Origin of the sequence: Micromonospora sp. NPDC047620, from assembly GCF_043205005.1 — a bacterium.
Taxonomy (GTDB): Bacteria; Actinomycetota; Actinomycetes; order Mycobacteriales; family Micromonosporaceae; genus Micromonospora.
This window is the reverse complement of the sequence record NZ_JBIDDG010000013.1, coordinates 217,449-238,286: the sequence shown is the minus strand read 5'-3', so window position 1 is coordinate 238,286 and position 20,838 is coordinate 217,449. Positions and strand designations below refer to the sequence as shown.

Here is a 20,838-nt window from a genome sequence, read left to right as displayed (position 1 = left end):
ACACCTGACGATGCCCAAACGTCAACACACCCGGCGCGGCCACCAACACCCCCCAGCACAACCAAGATCAGTTGCACTGAACCCTAGAAACCGCCCGGCGTGTCGCGACAACAACTTCATGATCAACGGGTCTGTCCGGGTGGGCGGATGGGCCGAGCGGGGGGGGTCAGGGGCGAGGGGGGCGGCGGAGCGAGTGGCGCAGGAGTGCCACGCGGGGGGCGAGGCTGGCCAGGCCGCCGGGGAAGAAGTAGACGGCCAGGATGAAGACCGTGCCGAGCACGAACAGCGGCTGCGACAGCGGGCCGCTCAGGAACCCGGGCAGCGCCTCCACCGCGTCGGAGGTGCCGAACGCGACCAGGCGGTGGTCCAGGTACATGTAGAGGATGCCGCCGATCACCGGGCCCCACCGGGTGCCCGGCCCGCCGAGCACCACCATGACCAGCAGCGCCAGGGTCCACTCGGAGGAGGTGATGTGCGGCGAGGCGCCGCCGACGATCAGGACGTAGACCACGCCGCCGGCCGCCGCCAGCCCACCCGCCAGGGTGAACGCCACCAGCTTGAACCGGTACGGGTCGAGCCCGAGCACCCCGATGCGCCGCTCGTCGTCGCGCAGGCCGGCGAGCACTCGCCCCGTCGGCGAGCCCGAGACCCGGTGCACCACGAAGACCACCACGACCAGGTACGCCAGCGCCAGCCAGTAGAGGTTGACCGTGTTGGTGACGCCGACCAGCCCCTGCGGCAGCCCGGAGACGTCCAGCGGCAGGCCCTCCTCGCCACCGGTCAGCCCGCCGAAGTCGCGGGCCACCAGGATCGCCCCGACCTGGGCGAAGGCCAGCGTCACCATGGCGAACGCGATGCCGACGGTGCGCAGCGCCACCGCGCCGAGGAGCGCGGCGAGGATCGACCCGCCGGTGATCGCCAGCAGCGCCGCCTGCCACAGCGGCAGCCCCGCCTTGGTGATCAGGATGTCGGTGCCGTAGACGCCGGCGGCGAAGTAGAGGGCGTGCCCGAAGGACAGCATCCCGGTGCGGCCAAACAGCAGGTCGTACCCGGCGGCCAGGCCGCCGAACACGAGGCAGACGGCGAGCAGTTGGAGGGTGCCCGGGGAGTTGAGCGCCCCCTCGAAGATGCCCGGCAGGTGCAGCGTGGAGTACGGCAGGATCAGCGCGACCACCAGCGCGACCAACGGCAGGAACGGGCGCAGCCCGTGCCAGCGTCCCCGGCGCGGGTCCAGTTCGTCGGGCACCGCCGCGGGCGGAGCCGGGACCTCGGGGCTCTTGACCTCGGTCATGCCGTTGCCACCTTTCCGGCGATGCCCTGCGGGCGCAGCAGCAGCACCACGGCCAGCAGCGCGACCACGCAGATGTCGCCCAGCCCGGAGGTGCCGTAGTAGTTGACGAACTGTTGCGTCAGCCCGACGGCGACGGCCGCGTACGCGGAGCCGACCACCGAGCCCATGCCGCCGATGACCACCACGATGAACGCGAAGATCAGCAGCGAGCTGCCCTGGCCGGGCGAGACGGTGCCGAAGTAGACGCCGCCGAGCGCGCCGGCCAGCGCCGCCGCGGCCCCGCCGATCGCGAAGACGAGGGTGAACGCCTTACGCACGTCGATGCCGAGCGCGGTGACCATCTCCCGGTTCTCGACGCCGGCCCGGATGATCAGGCCGTAGCGGGTCCAGCGGAGGAAGGCGAGGATCGCGCCGAGCACCAGCACCGCGGCGATGATCAGCAGCAGGCCGCCGTTGGGCACGTTCGCGCCGAGGATCGAGGTGACCTGCCGGGTCCACTCGGGGCGCGGGAACGGCCGGGCGTCCGCGCCCCAGGTGGCCTGGAGCAGGGCCACGCCGGCCAGCGAGAGGCCGACGGTGACCAGCACCTGCTCGATGGTGCGGGAGTAGAGCGGCCGGATCAGCACCAGCTCGACCAGCATCGCCACCAGCGTGCCGGCGGCCACCCCGAAGGCGACGGCAACCACGAAGCCGAAGCCGTCCGAGCCGGCGCCGGGCAGGTTGTGCGCCGCCCACCAGGTCCCGTACGCGCCGACGCCGAGGAAGACGCCGTGCGCGAAGTTGAGCACGTCGGCGAGGCCGAAGACCAGGGAGAGCCCGCTGGCGACCAGGAAGTAGAGCGCCGCCAGGCCGAGCCCGGTCAGCGCCAACAGGATGACGGTGTCCATCAGTGCTGGTCCTTCCGCGCACCGGCCGGCGTACCGGCGGGGTGGTGTCCCTCCGCCGAGCCCACGCCCAGCAACGACTTGGTCAGGGCGGTCTCCAGCAGCAGTTCCTGGGCGTCGCCGGTCCAGGCCACCTGCCCGGCGGCCAGCACGACCGCGTCCCGGGCGAGCCGCCGGACCACCGCCAGGTTCTGCTCGACCAGCAGCACCGGCACGGATTCGGCGACCCGTTCCAGCACCTCGGCCACCTCGGTCACCACCTTCGGCGCCAGGCCCTTGGTCGGCTCGTCGATCAGCAGCAGCCGGTTGTCGTTGAGCAGCACGCGACCGATCGCGAGCATCTGCTGCTGCCCGCCGGAGAGCGAGCCGGCCCGTTGCCGTCCGCGCCGGTCCAGCTCGGGGAAGAGGGCGTAGACCTTGTCGTACGCCGGTGTGGTGCCGCGGCGTTCGGCGAGCCGCAGGTTCTCCGTGACGGTGAGCCCGGCGAACACGCAGCGGTCCTCCGGCACGTAGCCGAGCCCGCCTCGGATCAGCCGGTGGGTCGGCCGGGCCAGCAGGCTCTGCGCGCCCATCCGGATCGCGCCCCGGACCTCGCCACCGCGCGGCGTGAGGCCGACGATCGCGCGCAGCGTGGTCGTCTTGCCGACGCCGTTGCGCCCGAGCAGGACGGTGACGCCGGTCGGGGCGACCGTGAAGGACACCCCCTGGAGGATGTGCAGCCCGGCGATCCGGACCGACAGGTTCTCCACGCTGAGGATCGGTTCCATCAGAGCGACTCCCCCAGGTAGGCCTCTTGCACGGTGGGGTTGGCCATCACCGTCTCCGGGGTGTCGCAGGCGAGCAGCGCGCCGTGGTGCATCACGGCGATCCGGTCGGCCAGCTCCAGGATGACGTCCATGTGGTGCTCGACCATGAGCACGGACCGGCCGCTGTCGCCGGTCAGCGAGCGGATCACCGAGACGAGTTCGGGCACGTCCTCGGCGCTGACGCCGGCCATCGGCTCGTCGAGCAGCATGACGCGGGGCTCCCCGGCGAGCAGCAGGGCGATCTCCAGCTTCCGCTTCTCGCCGTGGGCGAGGGTGCCGGCGAGGGCCTCGCCCCGGTGGGCGAGGCCGACCCGGTCGAGCGCCGCGTCGGCGGCGGCGGCGACCTCACGGTCGGCCGCCGCCCGCCGCCACAGCTTCATCGAGCCCCCGCGGTGCGCCTGCACGGCGAGCCGGACGTTCTCCCGCACGCTGAGCGAACCGAAGACCGAGGATGCCTGGAAGGTACGGCCGAGCCCGAGGCGGGCCCGCCGGTGCGGCGGGAGGGAGCCGATGTCCTCCCCGTCGAGGGTGATCCGACCTTCCGTGGCCCGGCGTACGCCGGTGATCAGGTTGAACAGTGAGGTCTTGCCGGCGCCGTTCGGCCCGATGACGCCGAGGAACTCCCCGGGCGCCAGGTCGAGGTAGACGCTGTCGACGATGGCGACCTCACCGATCCGCCAGGTCAGACCGCGGGTGGCGAGCATCTGTTGTCAGCCCTTCATCGCCACGGCCGGCGGCGCGGTCTCGTCCCCGGTCAGCGCCTTCTGGGCGGTGGCCGTGAACGTGGTGCCGCTGCCGGTCAGCTTGGCCTGGTACATCGGCTGGAGCAGCGCGTGGTCCTCGGCGCGGATGCTCATCTTGCCCTTGACCCCGTCGAAGCTCCAGCCCTCCAGGGCCTTGACCATCTTCTCGACGTCGTCGCCACCCTCGGAGGCGGCGCGGACGACCATCTGCGCGGCGGCGAAGCCGTCCGGGTGGAACAGGTCGACGGTGCCGACCTTGGCCTTCAGCGCCTTGGCGGCCTCGTTGTCGGAGGCCCCGTCGAAGTAGTGCGACAGGAAGGAGATCTTGGCGCCGGCCGCGCCGAAGGTCGGCCACGAGGCGCGGATGTCCAGGCCGGTGACGACGGTGGTGGAGGAGAGGACGCCCTGCTGGTCGAGGGTCTGCCACATGGCCGGGGCGGTGGTGCCGGCCCAGGCGACGAAGAGCAGGTCCGGCTTGGCGGACTTGATCTGGCTGGCGAACGGGGTGAACTCGGTGGCGCTCGCCGGGGCCCGGACGCTGCTGACGGTCGCGCCCGCGCCGCCGATGACGGTCTTGACGGCGGCCTCGTTGGCGTCGCCGAAGGCGCCGTCCTGGGCGAAGACCACGACCTTCTTGCCGGCCGGGTCGCCGATGAACGACTTGGCGGTCACCACGTCCTGGTACGACTGCCGCCCGGAGCGGAACGTGTACTTGTTGGCGCCGGTCACCGCGTCGGTGGCGGCCGGCCCGGAGATGAAGAGGACCTTGTTCTGCGCGGCGATCGGGGCGACCTGGAGCGCCACGCCGGACGCGGTCGAGCCCGCGATGATCTTGTTGCCCTTGCCGATCAGGTCCTTGGCCGCGGAGACCGCCTTCGCCGGGTCACCGGCGTCGTCGACCTCGGTGATCTCGATCGTCCGGTCGCCGACCTTGTTCGTGCCCTTGGTGGCATAGTCGAGACCGGCCTTGAACCCCTCGATGTACTGCTTGCCGTAGCTGGCGAGGGCTCCCGACTGGGAGTACACCAGGCCAACCTTCACCGGGGCGGCGCTGTCACCGCCGCCGGAGGCGGTTTCCTGCGGGCTGCCACAGGCCGTGGCGGCGAGCGCCGCGGCCATCATGGTGGCGGCGGAGAGGAACACCCGCCGCGTCGTCCGGACCGTCATTGCGACTCCACGTGAGGACTCGGAGGTAGGGAACTACATGTGACGGCTCACGCTAGAAGTGACGTCACCCACGGGCTATGTGGCCGAAACACACAAGTAACAGGGGTGGGGTGGCCGAGAGTTACAACGGCTACGACCCGGCAGTGACGGCGCACGTCCGCGATGGGCGTGCGGACCATCGATGGAAACGCTCCTGTGTCGCCCCGCGCCACCGACACCCACCGAATGCCGTATTCCTCACGCCGCCCCGCCGACCGGGGCAACCCGTCACGGCCGCTCCGGCGGGACGCAGGGGCCGTCGTGGTCGGCCGCCCGTCCGCAGCGGCGACCGCCGTCGAGCAGGCTGTCGCAGAAGACCCGATGGCGTACGAACTGGGCGTCCTCCGCGGACACGGTGGTCTCGCCACGGTCCACGTCGGTAAGGAAGCCCAGCGCCCGGGTGATCGCCCGAGCGAACCGCTTCGCGGCGGGCAGGTCGGTGGCGAGCACCGGCAGGTGCACCACGAACCGCTCCCGGCTCACCGCCGCCCGCTCGGTGCGAACCGGGACTGCCAACTGCGCAGCGCCCGCTTGATCCGCGCGTTCTCCTCGGCGGTGAGGACGAGGTCCCGGCGGGCGGCGGCCAGTTCGGCAGCCACCCGGTGCAGGAACGCGTGCACCTCGACCGGGTCGAGCCCCCGCCGCACCGAACGGAACCGGCGGTCCCGGATCTGCCCGGCGGTGAGCGGGCGGCAGGACTCCGACCGGTACCAGCCGCCGTTCGGCGGCCGGGTCACCCGCCTGCGCCGGGCCGATCGGAACAGGTTCAGCACCTTGCGCATGACCACCGTCCTCGCGTCGCGTCCTCTGGAAGGCGGCCCGGTCGACAAACAGGGGATGCGGACCGGGCCGCCGGCCCCGCGGCCGCAGCCCTCGTCGGCGGTACGACCCCGGAGCCCTCTTGAGGTCCGAACCCCGAGGCTTGCCGAACCAACCGGAGCCGGACATACAGCAACCTACACCAGTATCTAGCGCTGGTCGAGCCCTCCGTCATCGTCGCGTCACGACTTGTTGCAGTTACTTGAGTAAGTAGGGCAGGATCGGAGTCGCCGAACCAACCGGAGTCTTCGTCATGCCCACAGCGCCAGCGCCCTACAAAGTGATCGCCAACGACTTCGCCGCAAAGATCAAGAGTGGCGAGCTGAAGCCTGGTGCCAAGCTGCCCTCGACACGCCAGATCGCGGACCAGTATGGGGTCAGCATGAACACTGCCTATCGGGCAATGTCACTGCTGCACGACCGCGAGCTGATCATCGGCCAGCCTGGCCGGGGCACCTACGTGGCCGAGCGCCCCACCACGTAGCCACCCCATCCCACTCCGCTGTCGAGCTGCCCCCACAGACGGGGCAGCTCGACAGCGTCCAGCAGTCATCCCGAGCACCTAAATCGTCTGCGACATCAGCTCGACAGGCGCAACCCAACCCACACCTTCAGGAGATGGCACGCGCTGCGTGTCAGATCAAGGACACGCGCAACAGGTCATCGTGGAATCCGAGACCGTCGTAGCTGGTCAAAGGCGTCCCCTATGACGAGATGCCGCGAAGGGAAGTTTCGGGCCAGCAAGAATCCATGCGTAACGCTACCTTCACATCACTCATGGTGACCCGTGTGGGAAGGCGCGATGTCCGCCAACGAAGACTTCTTCAGGTCCCGGAAGGCAGCCGCCGTGCTCAAGCACGGCATTCTGAAGCGCTACCCCGTGGTCTTCGCCTCAAAGACCGGGCGAGGTAACCCCGTCGTCTTCCTCGACGGATACGCCGGCCGAGGTGAGTACGAGGAAGAAGGAGAGGAAGGCTCACCCCTGCTGCTCTCACGAGCCGCTGACCACGTCAAGGCGTTTCGCAACGTCCTCCTCTTCTTTGTGGAGCGCGACCCCGAGAGCTTCGCAAACCTGAGCCACGTGCTCAAAGAGAAGGGTGGCAGCACACCTCGGATACTCCGGCAGGGGGACGTCGCCCAGCACCTACCTGAGCTACTCAGAGTCGCACGAGGTGCATCGCTCTTCGCCTTCCTCGATCCCTTCGGCCCCGCGCTGGACTTCAAACTGGTCAGATCCGGGTTGCTCGGACGCCCTTCTCCCCCGCCAACCGAAGTACTACTGCACTTCAGCGTCTCCGCTGTGGCCCGGATGGGACGGGCAGTTCAGGCAGCACGACAGCGGCGCGGCACCCTGCCGCCAGCGGAGCAGAAGACGGCCGACCGGCTGACCAAGTTTCTCGGCGACGACTGGTGGCAGGATTTCTTTGCCCGAGTCGAGGACGAACGCGACGAGGAGAGGGCCACCCAGGTTGCGCTACGGGTCGGCGAGGAGTACGAGAAGCGGCTGACCTCAGGGACGGCTTACCGTGCGATCCGCATGCCGGTACGACCTCGCCCCGGACTCGCACCGAAGTACGTACTCATGCTGTTCACCACGCACAGCGAGGACGCTTGGCATTTCGCCGACGCACTCGGGCATGCAGGAGTCGACTGGGAGGAGGCGTGGTTCACGGCACGGGTACGTGAAGACAAGGCCGGGGCAGCCAACCTCTTCGGCGACAGTCCCCCCTTCCCTCGAGAGCAGTACATCAAGGAGAAGGCTTCCCAGTGGTCGCGAATCATCGAAGGCAACATCCTTCATTTGCTCTGCGAACGGGCGCAGCTGCGGCTCGCCGACTGGGTGCCTGAGGTCTACAACGAGGTGCTCGGACAAGCCTGGACTCCTCACGCACGTCAGGCCGTCAAGTCCCTGTACGGACGCGGCCTGATTGATCATCGAGGTGTCGGTGACTTCTGGAAGGATGTGGTGAGGCAGCCCTAGATCGAGAAGCCGCCGCCCACGCAATGTAGAGGACTCAGACGGCAGCAGCCAGCTCACGCGGGACTGGCATCTCGTCCCAGGTGCGGCCGTCGAGCAGGCGACCACCAGCCTTCGGGGTCCGGCCGCCCCATTGCTTGAAGAAGAAGGCCGTACCCGCCCGCTCGCACTGATCCCGCAGGTCGCTGACCCATGCCGGATCCATCGGCCGGCAGCCCGGCCCGGATTCACCACCCGCGATCAGCCAGTCGACGCCAACCAAATCGAGTTCCGCCAGCGGACCGAGCAGCGGCTCGGCTGAAATGAAGCGCACAGCCGCCGGCACCTCCCTGAGGTGATCGACCCGCGCACGCTGGGTCTCGTCTTCGACGCTGACCCCCATCCACACGTTCGACGGCCAGTCGAGTTGAGGCGCAAGCTTCGCGAGTCGCGCCGCGCGCTTGGTAAGCACCTGGTAGGTGTGTCGGGGCGTCTCACGCATCACGGCGAAGACCCGCTGCACATAGTCGAGCGGAATCCGCGCGTGGAACAGATCCGACATCGAGTTGACGAACACCGTCCGCGGTTCGCGCCAACGCCGGGGGACATCCAGGGCATCTGGATGAAGGGCAACCCCGAAGCCGAGGCCGGAGGTGCGAGGATCACCGTCAGTCTGGTATTTCGATGAGCCCATGGCCTTCAGCCGCTTGGCGAGGGTCATCGCATAGCAGTTATCGCAGCCCGCGGAGATGCGGTCGCAGCCGGTCGTCGGGTTCCACGTTGCTTCTGTCCACTCGATAGCGCTCTTGTCCGCCATACACCCCTCCCCTCGCTCGAAGTGCCAATCCTGTCGAACAACCGTACGGAAGTGAAGGATTGCGCGGCGTGTCGGCCGATCGGCCCAGCCCGGCCACCTGCCAAACGAACACTCGGGCTCAGCCAACTGCCCACACTACGGGCACGCCGGAAAGCGCGCCGGCCCGTCACCCGGGGACAGGGGTGACGGGCCGGCGGCGGGGCGGCGGAGTCGGTCAGCGCCGGGCGAGACCCTCGCGGGCGGCGACGGCAGTGTCGGGGTGGTCGGCGAAGACGCCGTCCAGGCCGAGGCCGAGGAACAGCTCGTACTCGGCCTGGATGTCGCCGCGGGCGTTCGGGTCGGCGCCGATCCGGAAGTCGGCCGGCAGGAACTGGTTCTCCGCCCGGAACGTCCAGGCGTGCACGATCAGCCGCTCCCGGTGCGCGTCCCCGACCAGGGTGGTCGGGGCGAGCAGCTTGCCGGCGGCGTCGCGCGGGACGATCAGGTTCTTGTGCGCGCCGACGCCGTCGGCGTAGGAGGCGATCCACTTCAGACCGGCCGGCTTGGCCAGATCCCGGTAGGTGCGGGCGTCGCCGGCGACGGTGAAGTCGTACGGGCGGCCGGTGGCGTCCATGAGCTGGGCGAGCTTGACGTCGATCATCCGGTCCAGCTTGCGCAGGTTGGCCGTTTCGAACGACTGGATGATCACCGGCGAGTGCCGGTGGGTCAGCTTGTTGCGCCGCAGCACCTCGACCAGCGGCTCCTCAAGCGGCAGCCCGATGGACGCGAAGTAGGTCGGGTGCTTGGTCTCCGGGTAGACGCCGATCGTGCGCCCCCGCACCCGCCCCTCGGCGCGGGCCAGGTCGATGACCTCCTGGAGGGTGGGCACCTCGAACCGGCCGTCGTACGCGGTGTTGGCGACGCGCACCTGCGGCAGCCGCTCCTTGGCCCGCAGGGTCTTCAGCTCGGCCAGGGTGAAGTCCTCGGTGAACCAGCCGGTGACCTGGACGCCGTCGATGGTCTTCGTGGCCTTGCGGGCGGCGAACTCGGGGCGGGCGGCCACGTCGGTCGTACCGCTGATCTCGTTCTCGTGCCGGGCGACCAGCGCACCGTCGCGGGTCGAGACCAGGTCCGGCTCGATGTAGTCCGCGCCCTGCCGGATCGCCAGCCGGTAGGCCTCCAGGGTGTGCTCCGGCCGGTAGCCGCTGGCGCCGCGGTGGGCGATCACGAGGGGGCGGTCGGTCGCCCTGGCCCGCTCGGCGGCGGGCGCCGGGGCGGCCGAGGCGGCCACGGTCGGCACGGCCACGGCGGCCGCGAGCAGGGCCCCGGCCACACCGAGGGCGGAAAGGGTACGTCGCAAGGCCGTCTCCTGTCGTCGTCGAGGAAGCCGATTCAGCAGACCTGTCCGGATTGACGGCCAGTTGGTCGGCGGCTGACGGGCGGATGAACCCTGGGCATGCCGGTTTCGACACCCGGATGGCGATGGAAAAGGAAGATTGTCTGGTGCGCCGGCTTCTTCGTCACCCCGTACGGATCGTGCCGTTCGGCTTCCTGGTGGCGATCCTGCTCGGCACCGGGCTGCTGATGCTGCCCTGGGCCACCAGCGAGCACCAGTACACCCCGTTCCTGACCGCCCTGTTCACCGCGACCTCGGCGGTGTCGGTGACCGGCATGGCGGTGGTGGACACCCCGAACTACTGGAACGAGTTCGGGCTCGTGATGATCACCGTGCTCACGCAGGTCGGCGGCCTCGGCATCGTCACCGGGGCCACTCTGGTGATCCTGGCGGTGGCCCGGCGGCTGGGGCTGCGCAGCCGGCTGCTGGTGCAGGCCGAGACTGCCGAGTTCGGCATCGGCGACGTGCGCCGGCTGCTGCTGCGCATCGCCGGCCTCGCGCTGGTCTGCGAATCGGCGATCACCGCGATCCTGACGGCCCGGCTCTGGATCACCTACGACTACCCGTTCGCCCGGGCCCTCTGGCACAGCGTCTTCCACGCCGTCCAGGCGTTCAACAACGGCGGGTTCGCCCTCTACACCGACAACCTGATCGGCTTCTCCACCGACGCCTGGGTGACCCTGCCGCTGGCGATCGGCACCATCATCGGCGGGCTCGGCTTCCCGGCGCTGTTCGAGGCGGCCCGGGAGTGGCGGCAGCCCAGCGGCTGGGCGGTCTCCACCAAGCTCACCGTCTGGGGCAGCCTGACGCTGCTGGTGGTGGGCTTCCTGGGCCTGCTGGCCATCGAGTGGGCCAACCCGAGCACGCTGGGTCTCTACGCCTGGCCCGACAAGCTCCTCGTGGCGTTCACCCAGGACGCGTTCATCCGCACGGGCGGGTTCAACGTCGTCGACGTCGAGGGCCTGGAGGAGGAGGGCTATCCGCTGGTCATCGCGCTGATGTTCATCGGCGGCGGCAGCGCCAGCACCGCCGGCGGGATCAAGGTGACGACCTTCTTCCTGCTCGCCTTCGTCATCTGGGCCGAGCTGCGCGGCGAGCCGGACGTGACGGTCGGGCACCGCCGGGTAGCGACCGCCAGCCAGCGCCAGGCGATCACGGTCGCGCTGATCAGCGTTGCGCTGTTGGCCGGCGGCACGGTGGCGCTGATCCTGCTCACCGAGGGCATCCCCCTCAACGCGGCGCTGTTCGAGGTGACCTCCGCGCTCACCACCACCGGCCTCAGCGTGGGGGTCGCCGCGTCGCTTCCGGAGGCCGGCCAGTTCGCCCTGATCGTCCTCATGTTCGTCGGCCGGGTCGGGCCGCTGACCCTCGGATCGGCGATCGCCCTGAACACCCGTCGGCGGCTATACCGCTACCCAGAGGAGCAACCCATTGTCGGTTAGGAACACGGACGAAGGCGGAGTCCTGGTGATCGGGCTGGGCCGGTTCGGCTGCCACCTGGCCGGCGCGCTGACCGCGCTCGACCACGACGTGCTGGCCATCGACCGCAACCCGGACCAGGTGCAACGATGGTCGGCCAACCTCGACCGCGTCGTGCAGGCCGACGCCACCGAGGAGGGGGCGCTGCGGCAGCTCGGCGTGACGGAATTCGGCCGGGCGGTGGTCGCGATCGGCGCCTCGGTGGAGGCGAGCGTGCTGAGCGTGCTGGCGCTGACGGAGCTGGGCGTGCCGCAGATCTGGGCCCGCGCCACCTCGGAGAAGCATGCGAAGATCCTCGGCTCGGTCGGCGCGCACCACGTGATCTTCCCCGAGGCGGAGACCGGCGAACGGGTGGCCCACCTGATCGTCAGCAAGATGCTCGACTTCATCGAGTTCGGCGACGACTTCGCCATCGCCAAGGTGTGCGTTCCGGAGGCGATGGTCGGCCGGCCGCTCGCCGACCTGGTGCCCACCGAGCGCTACGGGGTGCGGGTGGTCGGCGTGAAGCTGCCCGGCGAACGCTTCCGGTACGCCACCGACGCCACCGTCATCTCCCCGGGCAGCATGCTGATCATCGAGGGGGACATCGCGCAGGTGCAGAACTTCGCGGCGCTGAGCTGACCGGGGAGAGTCAGCTGACCCCGGCGGGCTCAGTCGTCGTCATCGTCGGTGTCCCTGTCCCTTTCCTGGCTTGCTTTTTTCCACCACCCGGCCCCTTTCCCTTGCCGGAGTTGTCTGACTTGGCCTTCGGGCCGCCCGCGGAGGTGCCGGCCTTCGTCTTCGGGGTCCTGCTCGTCGGAGCCTTGGTCGTCGGGGCCTTGGTGGTGGGCGCGGTGCTCGGCGCCGAGCCGGCCACGCCGGAGACCTGCACCCCGCAGGTCTCGTCGCCGAGGCGGAACTCCACCGGCAGCGGGTTGGCCCCGGTGTGACGGCCGCTCAGCGTGAACTTCTCCGACGCGCCGGGGGCCAACGCCCGCTCCGGGGCCGGCTCCACGAGCACCGTCCGGCCCTGCTGGCGTACGGGCACGGGCACCGACTTCGTCACGGTCTGCTGGCCGGGAAAGGTGAAGCTCATCCGCCAGCCGCGCAGCTCCTGCTGGCCGGTGTTGGTCAGGGTCAGCTCGGCGGCGAAGTCCTTGCCGGAGTCCTTGCGCAGCGTGTACGCCACGCGGCAGGGCGCCGGCTGGTCCGCGCCCATCCGCGCCTGCGTCGGCTGGTCGATGCCGCCGCTGGCCGGGCTGCGGGCGGTCACCCCCCACAGCGCCGCGGTCACCGCCACCAGGCCCGCGGCGGCCACCCCCGCCTCGACCCGCCGGCGCCGGGCCGCCACCCGCCGGTTGCGCGTACCCGAGAACGGCAGCGCGTCGGTGGCGGCGGACCAGGGCAGGATCGTGGTGCCGGCGCTGGCCAGCTCGGCCGGGTCCACGGGCCCGGCGGCCGGGGAGACGGGCACCGCCGCGATCATGCCGGCCGCCTCCGCGAGCGTCCGGGCGACCTCGGCGGTGCCGGGCCGGTCCTCGGGCCGCTTCGCCAGGCACCGGCGCACCAGGTCGCGCACCTCGTCGGGGAGCCCCGGCACCGGCGGCATCGGCTCCGGGTCGTTGTACATGTGCGCACGCAGCATCTGGGTGGTGGTGCTCGCCTGCCAGGGCAGCCGGCCGGTGAGCATCCGGTAGAGCAGCAGGCCCACCGCGTACACGTCCGTGGCCGGGGAGACCTGGCCGTTGTCGAGCCGCTCCGGGGCGAGGTACGCGGGCGTGCCGAGCAGGGCCCCGTCCGGCCCCTTCTCCTTCTCGCCCACCAGCGCCGAGATGCCGAAGTCGACGACCTTGACGCCGGTGGCGGTCAGCATGATGTTGCCCGGGGTGACGTCCCGGTGCACCACGCCCCGGGCGTGCGCGGTGGCCAGCGCCGAGGTGACCTCCGCGCCGATCGTCACCGCCTCCCGCCAGGGCAGGCTCCCCCGGCGCAGCCGGCCCGTCAGCGACTCGCCGTCGACCAGCTCCATGACGACGTACGGCACGGTCAGGCCGACCTGCTCGGACTCGCCGTAGTCGTAGACGTTGGTGATGTTGGGGTGGCACAGCCGCGCGGCGGCCTGCGCCTCGATCCGGATGCGGTGCCGGAACGCGCGGTCGGCGGCCAGGCGGGACGCGAGCACCTTGACCGCCACCTGGCGGCCGAGCACCTCGTCGTAGCCCCGCCACACGACGGACATGCCGCCCGCGCCGAGCTGCTCGATCAGCCGGTACCGCTCACCCAGCAGTTGCGCGCCGTCCCGGATCGGTCCACCCATGAGGGTCGTTGTTGCCCGGGACCGCCCCGGCTACACCTCGGCGGTCGGAATCGGTCACCGATGTCACCCGATCAGGCGGTCGCGAGGAGTTGGTCCACCGGGGCGTAGTCGTCGGTCAGCACCAGCGCCTCGCCGACGAAGGCGGTCAGCTCGGCGCCCGCGAGCAGGGTGGCGCCCTCCCGCAGGTCCACCAGCCGGACGCGGATCGCGTCCAGCGGCAGCGGGGCGTCGGAGGCGACGATGAGGAAGTTGGCGCCCTCCTGCCCGGCGAGCGCCGCCGCCGGGGCGATCACCGCGACGTGCCGGAACTCGGCGGCGACGGTGGCCAGCTCGCTGCGGATGAAGCGCAGCGGCGGGTAGTCGATGACGTTCTGCACGTAGACGCCGCCGGGCCGGGTCACCCGACGGATCTCGGCGGCCATCTCCCGGGTGGCCAGGTGCCAGGGCACCACCAGGTGCCCGAAGGCGTCGCCGACCACGAGGTCCCGGCTGTCGGTCGCCTCCCCCGCGACCAGCATCCGGGCGTCACCCACCACCGCCCGAAGGTCCGGCCCCTGGCGTACGCCCAGCTCGCGCTCGCCCAGCTCGACCAGCCCGCCGTCGATCTCGAACACCACGTTGTCCGTGCCCGGGCGGGTGGCGGTCAGGTAGCGCGGCACGGTGAACCCGCCGCCGCCCAGGTGCAGCGCGTCCAGCCGCTGCCCCTTCGGAGCCACCACGTCGGCCACCGCCCCGATCCACCGCGTGTACGCGTACTCCAGGTGGGTGGGGTCGGCGAGGTCCACGTACGAGTGCTGGGCCGAGTTGAGCAGCAGGGTGCGGCCGGATTCCCGGCCGGGGTCGGCCTCGACGCTGGCGCAGTGGTAGGCCGTCTCGATGTCGCACGGGTTCGGGGCGACCGTGGTGAGCCCGGCGCCGACGAGGCCGAGCACGGCCAGGGCCACCTTGGCCCGCGCCGGGCCGGGCAGCTCCGCCCGGTCCTGCCGGCGCAGCCACACCCCGAGACCGAGCCCGGTGAGCCCGAGCGAGGCCGCCAGGGCGAACAGGATGACCGTGCTGGGCAGCGCGGCGACCAGCACGAAGCCGGTGCCCAGGGTGGCGGTGATGCCGCCCAGCGTGCCGATGCCGGAGAGCCGGCCGACCACCTGGCCCGTGCGCCGCAGGTCGGCGAGCTGGAGCTTGACGACCAGCGGGGTGACCGCGGCGAGCAGGGCCGCCGGCACGAAGACGGCGAGCGCGACGAGTAGCAGGATGGCCGTGGCCGCCCCGCCGCGCAGCACCTCGCCGGCGTACCGGACCACGGGCAGGGTGACCGCGGTGGCGATGCCGGCCAGCACCAGCGCCGGGGCCAGCAGGGTGCGCGGGTTGCGCCGGTCGGCCAGCCAGCCGCCCGACCACGCCCCGTACGCGATGGCCGCCAGCGCGATGCCGATGACCGAGCTGGTCACCTGGAGGGTCACCCCGACGTACGGCCCGACCAGGCGCAGCGCGACGGTCTCGAGCACCAGGACGGCGCCGCTGGAGAAGAAGACCAGGAACGCGGCGAGCCCGTTGGGCAGGGCCCGGGCGGACGGCCGCTCCGGATTGGCCGGGGCCGTGACGTCGGACGATGGGAAGCTCACCCGCGCGATGGTACGCAGTGAACCAGGGGCCGCGGGTCAGTACATCGATAGATGAACGTGGTTCGTGTGGTCGGCGGCGGGGCTGCCGCTGCCGCCGTACGCCCGCCACCCGGTGCCCGGGTGCCAGATCTGCCGGTACCAGATCACGTAGAGCACGCCGAGCCGGCTGGCGTTGCGCACGTGCCAGGCGGCGAGGCTGTCCCCGTACGCCTTGTCCCCGCCGGTGGCGGTCTTGTCCTCGAACCCGTTCGTGGCGGCCGAGAAGTCGCAGGCCCGGCCCTTGGGATGCTCGCCGGAGCCGCCGCTGCGGTAGCAGGAGACGTGCCGCTTGTAGCCGGCGTTCTGGGTCTGCTGGAGGGCGTTGAGCGTGCGCGGGGTGATGCAGCCGGAGGTGGTGGGGTCGTTCACCGAGCAGGACTCCGAGGGCCAGGAGCCGTCGGGGTTGCGCGGCGCAGGCTTCGCCGAGGAGGAGTTCCCGCCGCTGAAGCCGCCGCTGCTGCCCGAACTGACCGCCGCGAGCGCCGCCTCGGCCTCCTTCTTCTTCTTCGCCATCACCGCGAGCTGCTTCTGCTGCTCCCGGACCTCGGTGTCGAGGGCGATCTTGGCCTGCCGCGCCTGCTCGCGCGCCTCGGTCAGGTCACGCAGCCGCCGGCCGTCGCGCTGCGCCATCAGGTCCAGGTGCGCCGCCCGCTCCAGGAACGCCTCGGGCGAGGCGCTGTTGAGCAGCATCGCCGTCGGGGTGAGCCGGCCCACCCGGTACGACTGGGCGGCCACCTCGCCGACCTGCGCGGTCAGCTCGACCAGCCGGCCCTCCAGCGTGGTCAGCTGCCCCGTCAGCGTCTTCTGCCGGCGCTTGGAGTTGTCCAGCTTCGCCTTGGCCTCGATGTGCGCCTTGGCGGTGGCCTCCAGGGCGTCCCGCAGCTTCTTGGTGCCGCCCTCGTTGGGCTCCGCGTACGCGGGCACGGCACCGCCGCCGAGGAGCAGCGCCACCGCGACGAGCAGGGCGACCAGCGGACGACGCACGGCCGACGGGGCGGGCAGCGGGCGGCGGGCACGCCGCGCCGACAGGGCGATCAGCGGACGACGGCCGAGACGCCCGACGGGCATGGTCCTGCGCACGAAAGCATCCTTTCGTCGGCCGCCGGCCCGGATGACAGCGCTGCACGGCGGCGGCCCCCGCCGGGCGCCGGTCGGCGGCCTGCTGGCGGAGACCGGCGGTCAGGATACCGGACCGGCCGCTCGTGACCAGGCCCGTGACCACCCCGGCCATCGAACGTCGACGCAGTGTCGCATCGACGTCACGCAGCGCCGAGCAGCGCCTCGTGGACCTCCGCCCAGACCCGCTCGCTCGCCGCGACCAGCAGGCCGTGGCCCTCGTCGGCGGGGTGGTAGTCGGCGCCGTCGAAGCGCCGGGCGACGCCGCCGGCCGCCCGGACCAGCAGGGTGCCGGGGGCGTGGTCCCACGGCAGGGTGCGCCAGAACAGCACGAACTGCTGGTCGCCGGTGAGCACGTCCAGGTATTCCCGGCCGGCGCAGTGCTGGCCGGGGAGCAGCTCGCCGACCCGCCCGCCGCCCGCCTCGACCCGCGCCCTCGACGCCGTCGGCAGGAACCGCGACATCGCGGCACCGCGCAGCGCGTCCACGGGCGGCGTGTCCACGGCGGTCCGCGCCGGCCGGCCGTTTAGCCACGTCCCCTCACCCGCCCGCGCGACGGCCAGCGTGCCGGCGAGCGGGTCGAGCACCCAGGCGGCCGCCGGCTCGCCGTCGGTCAGCAGCGCCACCATCAGCGCGAACGGCCGCCGGCCGGCCGCGAAGTTCGACGTGCCGTCGATCGGGTCGACCAGCCAGACGTCGCCGGACCCGCGCAGGTGGCGCAGCAGGCCCGGGTCGTCGGCGACGCCCTCCTCGCCGACCACCACCGAGCCGGGGCGCAGCCGGCGCAGGACCGCCGAGATCATCTCCTCGGCACGACGGTCGGCGACGGTGACCAGCTCGCCCGGCGCCTTCTCGGTGACGTCGTCGTCGTCCAGCTTGCGGAACAGCGGCAGCACGACCTGGTCGGCGGTCTCGTGCAGCAGCCCACCGACGTCGTCGAGGAGGGTGTCAGCCACGCGGCGGCAGCTTGACCACGCTGACGAAGAACTCGTCGATCTGCCGGACCACGGAGATGAACCGCTCGAAGTCCACCGGCTTGGTCACGTACGCGTTCGCGTGCAGCTGGTAGCTGCGCAGGATGTCCTCGTCGGCCTGGGAGGTGGTCAGCACCACGACCGGGATCCGGCAGAGCTGCTCGTCCTTCTTGATCTCCTCCAGCACCTCCCGCCCGTCCCGGCGGGGCAAATTCAGGTCGAGCAGGACCAGGTCCGGGGTCACGGCGTCCGCGTACTGACCCTCGCGCCGCAGGTAGGCCAGCGCCTCGGCGCCGTCCGAGACGACGGTCAGCCGGTTGCGGAGCTTGTGCTCCTCGAACGCCTCCTGGGTCATCAACACGTCGCCCGGGTCGTCCTCGACCAGCAGGACCTCGATCGGGCTCTTGCCGTCCGCCGGCGCGGTCATCCCACCGTCTCCCTCATGTCACCCGTTCTACCGCCTCCCGGCGCCCGGTCGGGGCCGTCCGTGGCGTCCGTCTCGTCGCCGGAACCAGCGGCCTGCTCCGGCACGCCGGTCGTCCCGCCGTCGTCCTCGGCCCCGCTCGTGCCGTCGCCGTCCCCGGCGTCGTCGGCGTCGGCGTCCGCAGCGGCGGCGGCGGTCGCCGCCTCGACGTCCTCGGGCAGCGCGGGGAGGGTGAAGCGGATCGCGGTGCCCTCCTCGGTGCCGGTGTCCACCCAGACCCGGCCGCCGTGGTACTCCACGATCTTCTTGACGATCGCCAGGCCGATCCCGGTCCCCGGGTACGCGTCCTTGGCGTGCAGCCGCTGGAAGATGACGAAGATCTTGTCGGCGAACTCCGGCTCGATCCCGATGCCGTTGTCCTGGCAGCTGATCTCCCACTCGTCGCCGACCAGCCGGGCCGAGACGTGCACCTTCGGCGGCACGTCGGGACGGCGGAACTTGATCGAGTTGCTGACGAGGTTGGCCAGCAGGTTGGTCAGCAGCGGCTCCTCGCCGCGGATGACCGGCAGCTCGCCCCAGGTCAGCTCGGCGTCGGCGTACTGCCGGGCGGCCTCGGTCTGGCCGGCCACGTCGCCCATGACCTTGTTCATGTCGACCTCGGTGAAGCCGGTGGTGAGCCGACCGATCCGGGAGAACGCCAACAGGTCGTTGATCAGGCGCTGCATCCGCTGCGCACCGTCGACGGCGAACGCGATGTACTGGTCGGCCCGCTCGTCCAACTGCCCCGCGTACCGGCGCTGGAGGAGCTGGCAGAAGCTGGCCACCTTGCGCAGCGGCTCCTGCAGGTCGTGCGAGGCGACGTACGCGAACTGCTCCAGGTCGCGGTTGGAGCGGGTGAGTTCCTCGGCCTGCTTCTGGAGCTGGCTGTTGACCCACTCGATCCGCTCCCGGGCCTCCCGTACCTCGTCCAGCTCCTTGGCGATCTTGCGCCGCATGGCGTCGACGTCGCCGGCGAGCCGGACGAACTCGGGCGGGCCGACGCCGGTGATGCCGTGCCGGTAGTCGCCCTCGGCGACCTCCCGGACCTGGTCGGCCAGCCCGGTCAGCGGGCGGACCACCATCTTGTCCAGCGAGATCAGCAGCATGCTGCCGGCGACGACCACCACCGCCAGGGCGGCGATCAGCAGGACGACCAGCAGGTCGCTCGTCCGCCGGACGTCCTCGGCGCTCTGCTGCCGGGCCTCGAGGATCCTCAACTGGAGGTTGTCCAGGGCGGCGCGGACCTGGTCGAACTGCGCCCGGGCCTGGTCGGTGACGAGCGCCTGCCCGGCGGCCGTGCCGCTCTGCTCCGTCGTGGTGATCACCGGCACCGCCACCGACTGACGCCAGGCCTCGGCCCGCTCCTCGACGACCCGCAGCTCCGCCCGGATGCCCGGGTAGTCGCCGAGCAGCCGCTGCATCGCGGCGACCAGGTCACGCTCCCGCGCCCGGCCGGCGTCGTACGGGGCCAGGTCTGCCGAGTCGCCGCTGACCGCGAAGCCGCGCACGGCGGTCTCCTGGTCCAGCAGCGCGTTCAGCACCTCCTGCGCCTGCACCCGCAGCGGGCCGGTCTTGTTCAGGATCGCGTCGATGTGCGTCCGGTTCTTCGCCGCCACGACGACCGCGCCACCGGCCAGGCCGACCAGGAGCACCGCGACGACGGCGAGCAGGGTGACGACCCGCTGACGCAGGGTCCACTCACGGACTCCGGTCACCGGCCACCGCCCCGGCTGACCAGCAGCATGGCGACGTCGTCGGCGAGCGGCCCGCCGTTGAGCTGCTCAGCGCTCCCGACCAGCCAGGCCGGCAGCTCTCTCAGCGGCACGCCGAGGCTCGCCGGGTCGGCGAGCAGGCCGCCCAGGCCGGGCACGTCGAGGCGTTCGTCGCCCTCGCCGACCCGCCCCTCGATCAGCCCGTCGGTGTACATCAACAGGGACCAGTCATCGGTGTCGAACTCCAGGTCGTAGGCCACGGGCCGGCGGGGTCGTACGCCGAGCAGCAGCCCGCCGGGGGCCGGAACGGGCACCACCTTGCCGCCGGCGAGCAGCAGCGGCGGCGGGTGCCCGGCCAGCCGGACGGTGGCCCGGTTGGCGTCGAGGTCCAGCCGCGCGGTGGCGACGGTCGCGAAGATCTCCTGGAGGCGGCGCTCGCTCATCAGCACCTGCTCCAGCGCCGGCAGCACCTCGTCGTCCGGCACGCCGGCGAGGATCAGCGCCCGCCAGGCGACCCGGAGCTCCACGCCGAGCGCCGCCTCGTCCACGCCGTGCCCGCAGACATCGCCGACGATCAGCTCCAGCCGGTCGGGGCTCGTCTGCACCACGTCGAAGAAGTCGCCGCCGATCAGGGCGGCGTGCCGGCCGGGCCGGTAGAAGGTGTGCACCGCGACCTCGTCGGTCGTCATCAGCGGCTGTGGCAGCAGGCCCCGTTCGAGGCGGGCGGACTCGGCCTGGCGCAGTTCGACCTCGCGCAGCCGCCGCGCGTTCTCGTCGGCCCGCTTGCGCTCCACCGCGTAGCGCAGCGCCCGGGTCAGCAGCACCCCGTCGACCTCGCCCTTGACCAGGTAGTCCTGCGCGCCCTCGGCGACCGCGACGATGCCGAGGTGCTCGTCGGAGCGGCCGGTCAGCACGCAGACCGCGGCGCCGCTGGCCATCTCCAGCACCTGACGCAGACCGTCGAGGCCCTGCGCGTCGGGCAGGCCGAGGTCGAGCAGGACGCAGTCGACGCCCACCACCCGCCGCCGGGCCTCGCTGAGGCTCGTCGCCACCAGCAGCTCGATCATGGAGTTGGTCTCGGCGAGCAGCTCGCCGACCAGGAAGGCGTCGCCCTCGTCGTCCTCGACCAGCAGCACCCGCAGCCGCTCACCCGGAGGCAGGTTGGGGTGCCTCCCCATGCCGCCGTGCGGGTACGGCACGACAGGAGAACCGGCCGAGCCGGCCCCCCGGTGCGACCGG

General features: G+C 71.5%; 20 protein-coding genes. 4 read left to right on the top strand and 16 right to left on the bottom strand.

The annotated features are described in order from the left end of the window. Positions 1 to 166: 166 nt before the first annotated feature. From ACGF5C_RS18610 to ACGF5C_RS18580, 7 genes are all read right to left on the bottom strand, one after another. Entirely contained in the window at positions 167 to 1,291 is a 1,125-nt protein-coding gene (locus tag ACGF5C_RS18610) for a branched-chain amino acid ABC transporter permease (RefSeq protein ID WP_393303120.1), read from the bottom strand. Continuing rightward, positions 1,288 to 2,178, bottom strand: a complete 891-nt coding sequence (locus tag ACGF5C_RS18605; RefSeq protein ID WP_350707141.1) for a branched-chain amino acid ABC transporter permease — start codon at positions 2,176 to 2,178, stop codon at positions 1,288 to 1,290. The genes ACGF5C_RS18610 and ACGF5C_RS18605 overlap by 4 nt, the downstream gene beginning before the upstream one ends. Then, positions 2,178 to 2,942, bottom strand: coding sequence for an ABC transporter ATP-binding protein (locus ACGF5C_RS18600; protein ID WP_393303118.1), 765 nt, complete (start codon positions 2,940 to 2,942; stop codon positions 2,178 to 2,180). Before ACGF5C_RS18600 ends, ACGF5C_RS18605 begins: the two co-directional genes overlap by 1 nt. Continuing rightward, positions 2,942 to 3,685 carry an ABC transporter ATP-binding protein gene (locus tag ACGF5C_RS18595; protein WP_357457389.1) on the bottom strand — a complete coding sequence of 248 codons (744 nt, stop codon included), beginning with the start codon at positions 3,683 to 3,685 and terminating at the stop codon, positions 2,942 to 2,944. Before ACGF5C_RS18595 ends, ACGF5C_RS18600 begins: the two co-directional genes overlap by 1 nt. Before the next feature lie 6 nt (positions 3,686 to 3,691). Next, positions 3,692 to 4,891 (bottom strand): substrate-binding domain-containing protein, encoded by a 1,200-nt coding sequence (locus ACGF5C_RS18590; RefSeq protein ID WP_393303116.1) that lies wholly within the window; start codon positions 4,889 to 4,891, stop codon positions 3,692 to 3,694. A 267-nt stretch (positions 4,892 to 5,158) separates the two neighbouring features. After that, the gene (locus tag ACGF5C_RS18585) at positions 5,159 to 5,413 is read right to left on the bottom strand and encodes a hypothetical protein (RefSeq protein ID WP_393303114.1); all 255 of its coding nucleotides are present in this window, start codon (positions 5,411 to 5,413) and stop codon (positions 5,159 to 5,161) included. Next, positions 5,410 to 5,712 (bottom strand): DivIVA domain-containing protein, encoded by a 303-nt coding sequence (locus tag ACGF5C_RS18580; RefSeq protein WP_393303112.1) that lies wholly within the window; start codon positions 5,710 to 5,712, stop codon positions 5,410 to 5,412. The genes ACGF5C_RS18585 and ACGF5C_RS18580 overlap by 4 nt, the downstream gene beginning before the upstream one ends. A gap of 317 nt (positions 5,713 to 6,029) precedes the next feature. Between ACGF5C_RS18580 and ACGF5C_RS18575 the strand changes: the two genes are divergently transcribed. Both ACGF5C_RS18575 and tcmP read left to right on the top strand, forming a co-directional pair. Beyond that, positions 6,030 to 6,233 (top strand): GntR family transcriptional regulator, encoded by a 204-nt coding sequence (locus tag ACGF5C_RS18575; protein WP_393303110.1) that lies wholly within the window; start codon positions 6,030 to 6,032, stop codon positions 6,231 to 6,233. A gap of 318 nt (positions 6,234 to 6,551) precedes the next feature. Further along, a complete protein-coding gene (gene tcmP / locus ACGF5C_RS18570) occupies positions 6,552 to 7,730 on the top strand; it encodes a three-Cys-motif partner protein TcmP (protein ID WP_393303108.1) in 1,179 nt (392 codons plus the stop codon). A 34-nt stretch (positions 7,731 to 7,764) separates the two neighbouring features. On the opposite strand, the gene ACGF5C_RS18565 is transcribed toward tcmP, so the two are convergent. After that, a complete protein-coding gene (locus ACGF5C_RS18565) occupies positions 7,765 to 8,523 on the bottom strand; it encodes a DUF5131 family protein (RefSeq protein WP_393303106.1) in 759 nt (252 codons plus the stop codon). 214 nt (positions 8,524 to 8,737) lie between these two features. Continuing rightward, entirely contained in the window at positions 8,738 to 9,862 is a 1,125-nt protein-coding gene (locus ACGF5C_RS18560; protein WP_393303104.1) for a glycerophosphodiester phosphodiesterase, read from the bottom strand. 143 nt (positions 9,863 to 10,005) lie between these two features. Here ACGF5C_RS18560 and ACGF5C_RS18555 point away from each other — a divergent pair, with 143 nt between their 5' ends. Both ACGF5C_RS18555 and ACGF5C_RS18550 read left to right on the top strand, forming a co-directional pair. Beyond that, on the top strand, positions 10,006 to 11,340 hold the full coding sequence (locus tag ACGF5C_RS18555; protein ID WP_393303102.1) for a TrkH family potassium uptake protein: 1,335 nt from the start codon (positions 10,006 to 10,008) through the stop codon (positions 11,338 to 11,340). Positions 11,341 to 11,365: 25 nt separating this feature from the next. Continuing rightward, a complete protein-coding gene (locus ACGF5C_RS18550) occupies positions 11,366 to 11,998 on the top strand; it encodes a potassium channel family protein (protein ID WP_393303101.1) in 633 nt (210 codons plus the stop codon). Positions 11,999 to 12,008: 10 nt separating this feature from the next. Here the strand turns inward: ACGF5C_RS18550 and ACGF5C_RS18545 are convergent, their stop codons facing one another. From ACGF5C_RS18545 to ACGF5C_RS18515, 7 genes are all read right to left on the bottom strand, one after another. Beyond that, positions 12,009 to 13,673, bottom strand: a complete 1,665-nt coding sequence (locus ACGF5C_RS18545) for a serine/threonine-protein kinase (protein ID WP_393303100.1) — start codon at positions 13,671 to 13,673, stop codon at positions 12,009 to 12,011. A 71-nt stretch (positions 13,674 to 13,744) separates the two neighbouring features. Continuing rightward, complete coding sequence (locus ACGF5C_RS18540; RefSeq protein WP_393303098.1) at positions 13,745 to 15,295, bottom strand: fused MFS/spermidine synthase; 1,551 nt, start codon at positions 15,293 to 15,295, stop codon at positions 13,745 to 13,747. 36 nt (positions 15,296 to 15,331) lie between these two features. Then, entirely contained in the window at positions 15,332 to 16,402 is a 1,071-nt protein-coding gene (locus ACGF5C_RS18535) for a coiled-coil domain-containing protein (protein WP_393303148.1), read from the bottom strand. Between the two features lie 191 nt (positions 16,403 to 16,593). Next, positions 16,594 to 17,406 (bottom strand): inositol monophosphatase family protein, encoded by an 813-nt coding sequence (locus ACGF5C_RS18530; RefSeq protein WP_393303096.1) that lies wholly within the window; start codon positions 17,404 to 17,406, stop codon positions 16,594 to 16,596. After that, entirely contained in the window at positions 17,399 to 17,851 is a 453-nt protein-coding gene (locus ACGF5C_RS18525; protein ID WP_091102297.1) for a response regulator, read from the bottom strand. Before ACGF5C_RS18525 ends, ACGF5C_RS18530 begins: the two co-directional genes overlap by 8 nt. Continuing rightward, entirely contained in the window at positions 17,848 to 19,602 is a 1,755-nt protein-coding gene (locus ACGF5C_RS18520; RefSeq protein ID WP_393303094.1) for an ATP-binding protein, read from the bottom strand. The genes ACGF5C_RS18525 and ACGF5C_RS18520 overlap by 4 nt, the downstream gene beginning before the upstream one ends. Then, entirely contained in the window at positions 19,599 to 20,777 is a 1,179-nt protein-coding gene (locus tag ACGF5C_RS18515) for a PP2C family protein-serine/threonine phosphatase (protein WP_393303092.1), read from the bottom strand. Before ACGF5C_RS18515 ends, ACGF5C_RS18520 begins: the two co-directional genes overlap by 4 nt. Positions 20,778 to 20,838: the final 61 nt, after the last annotated feature.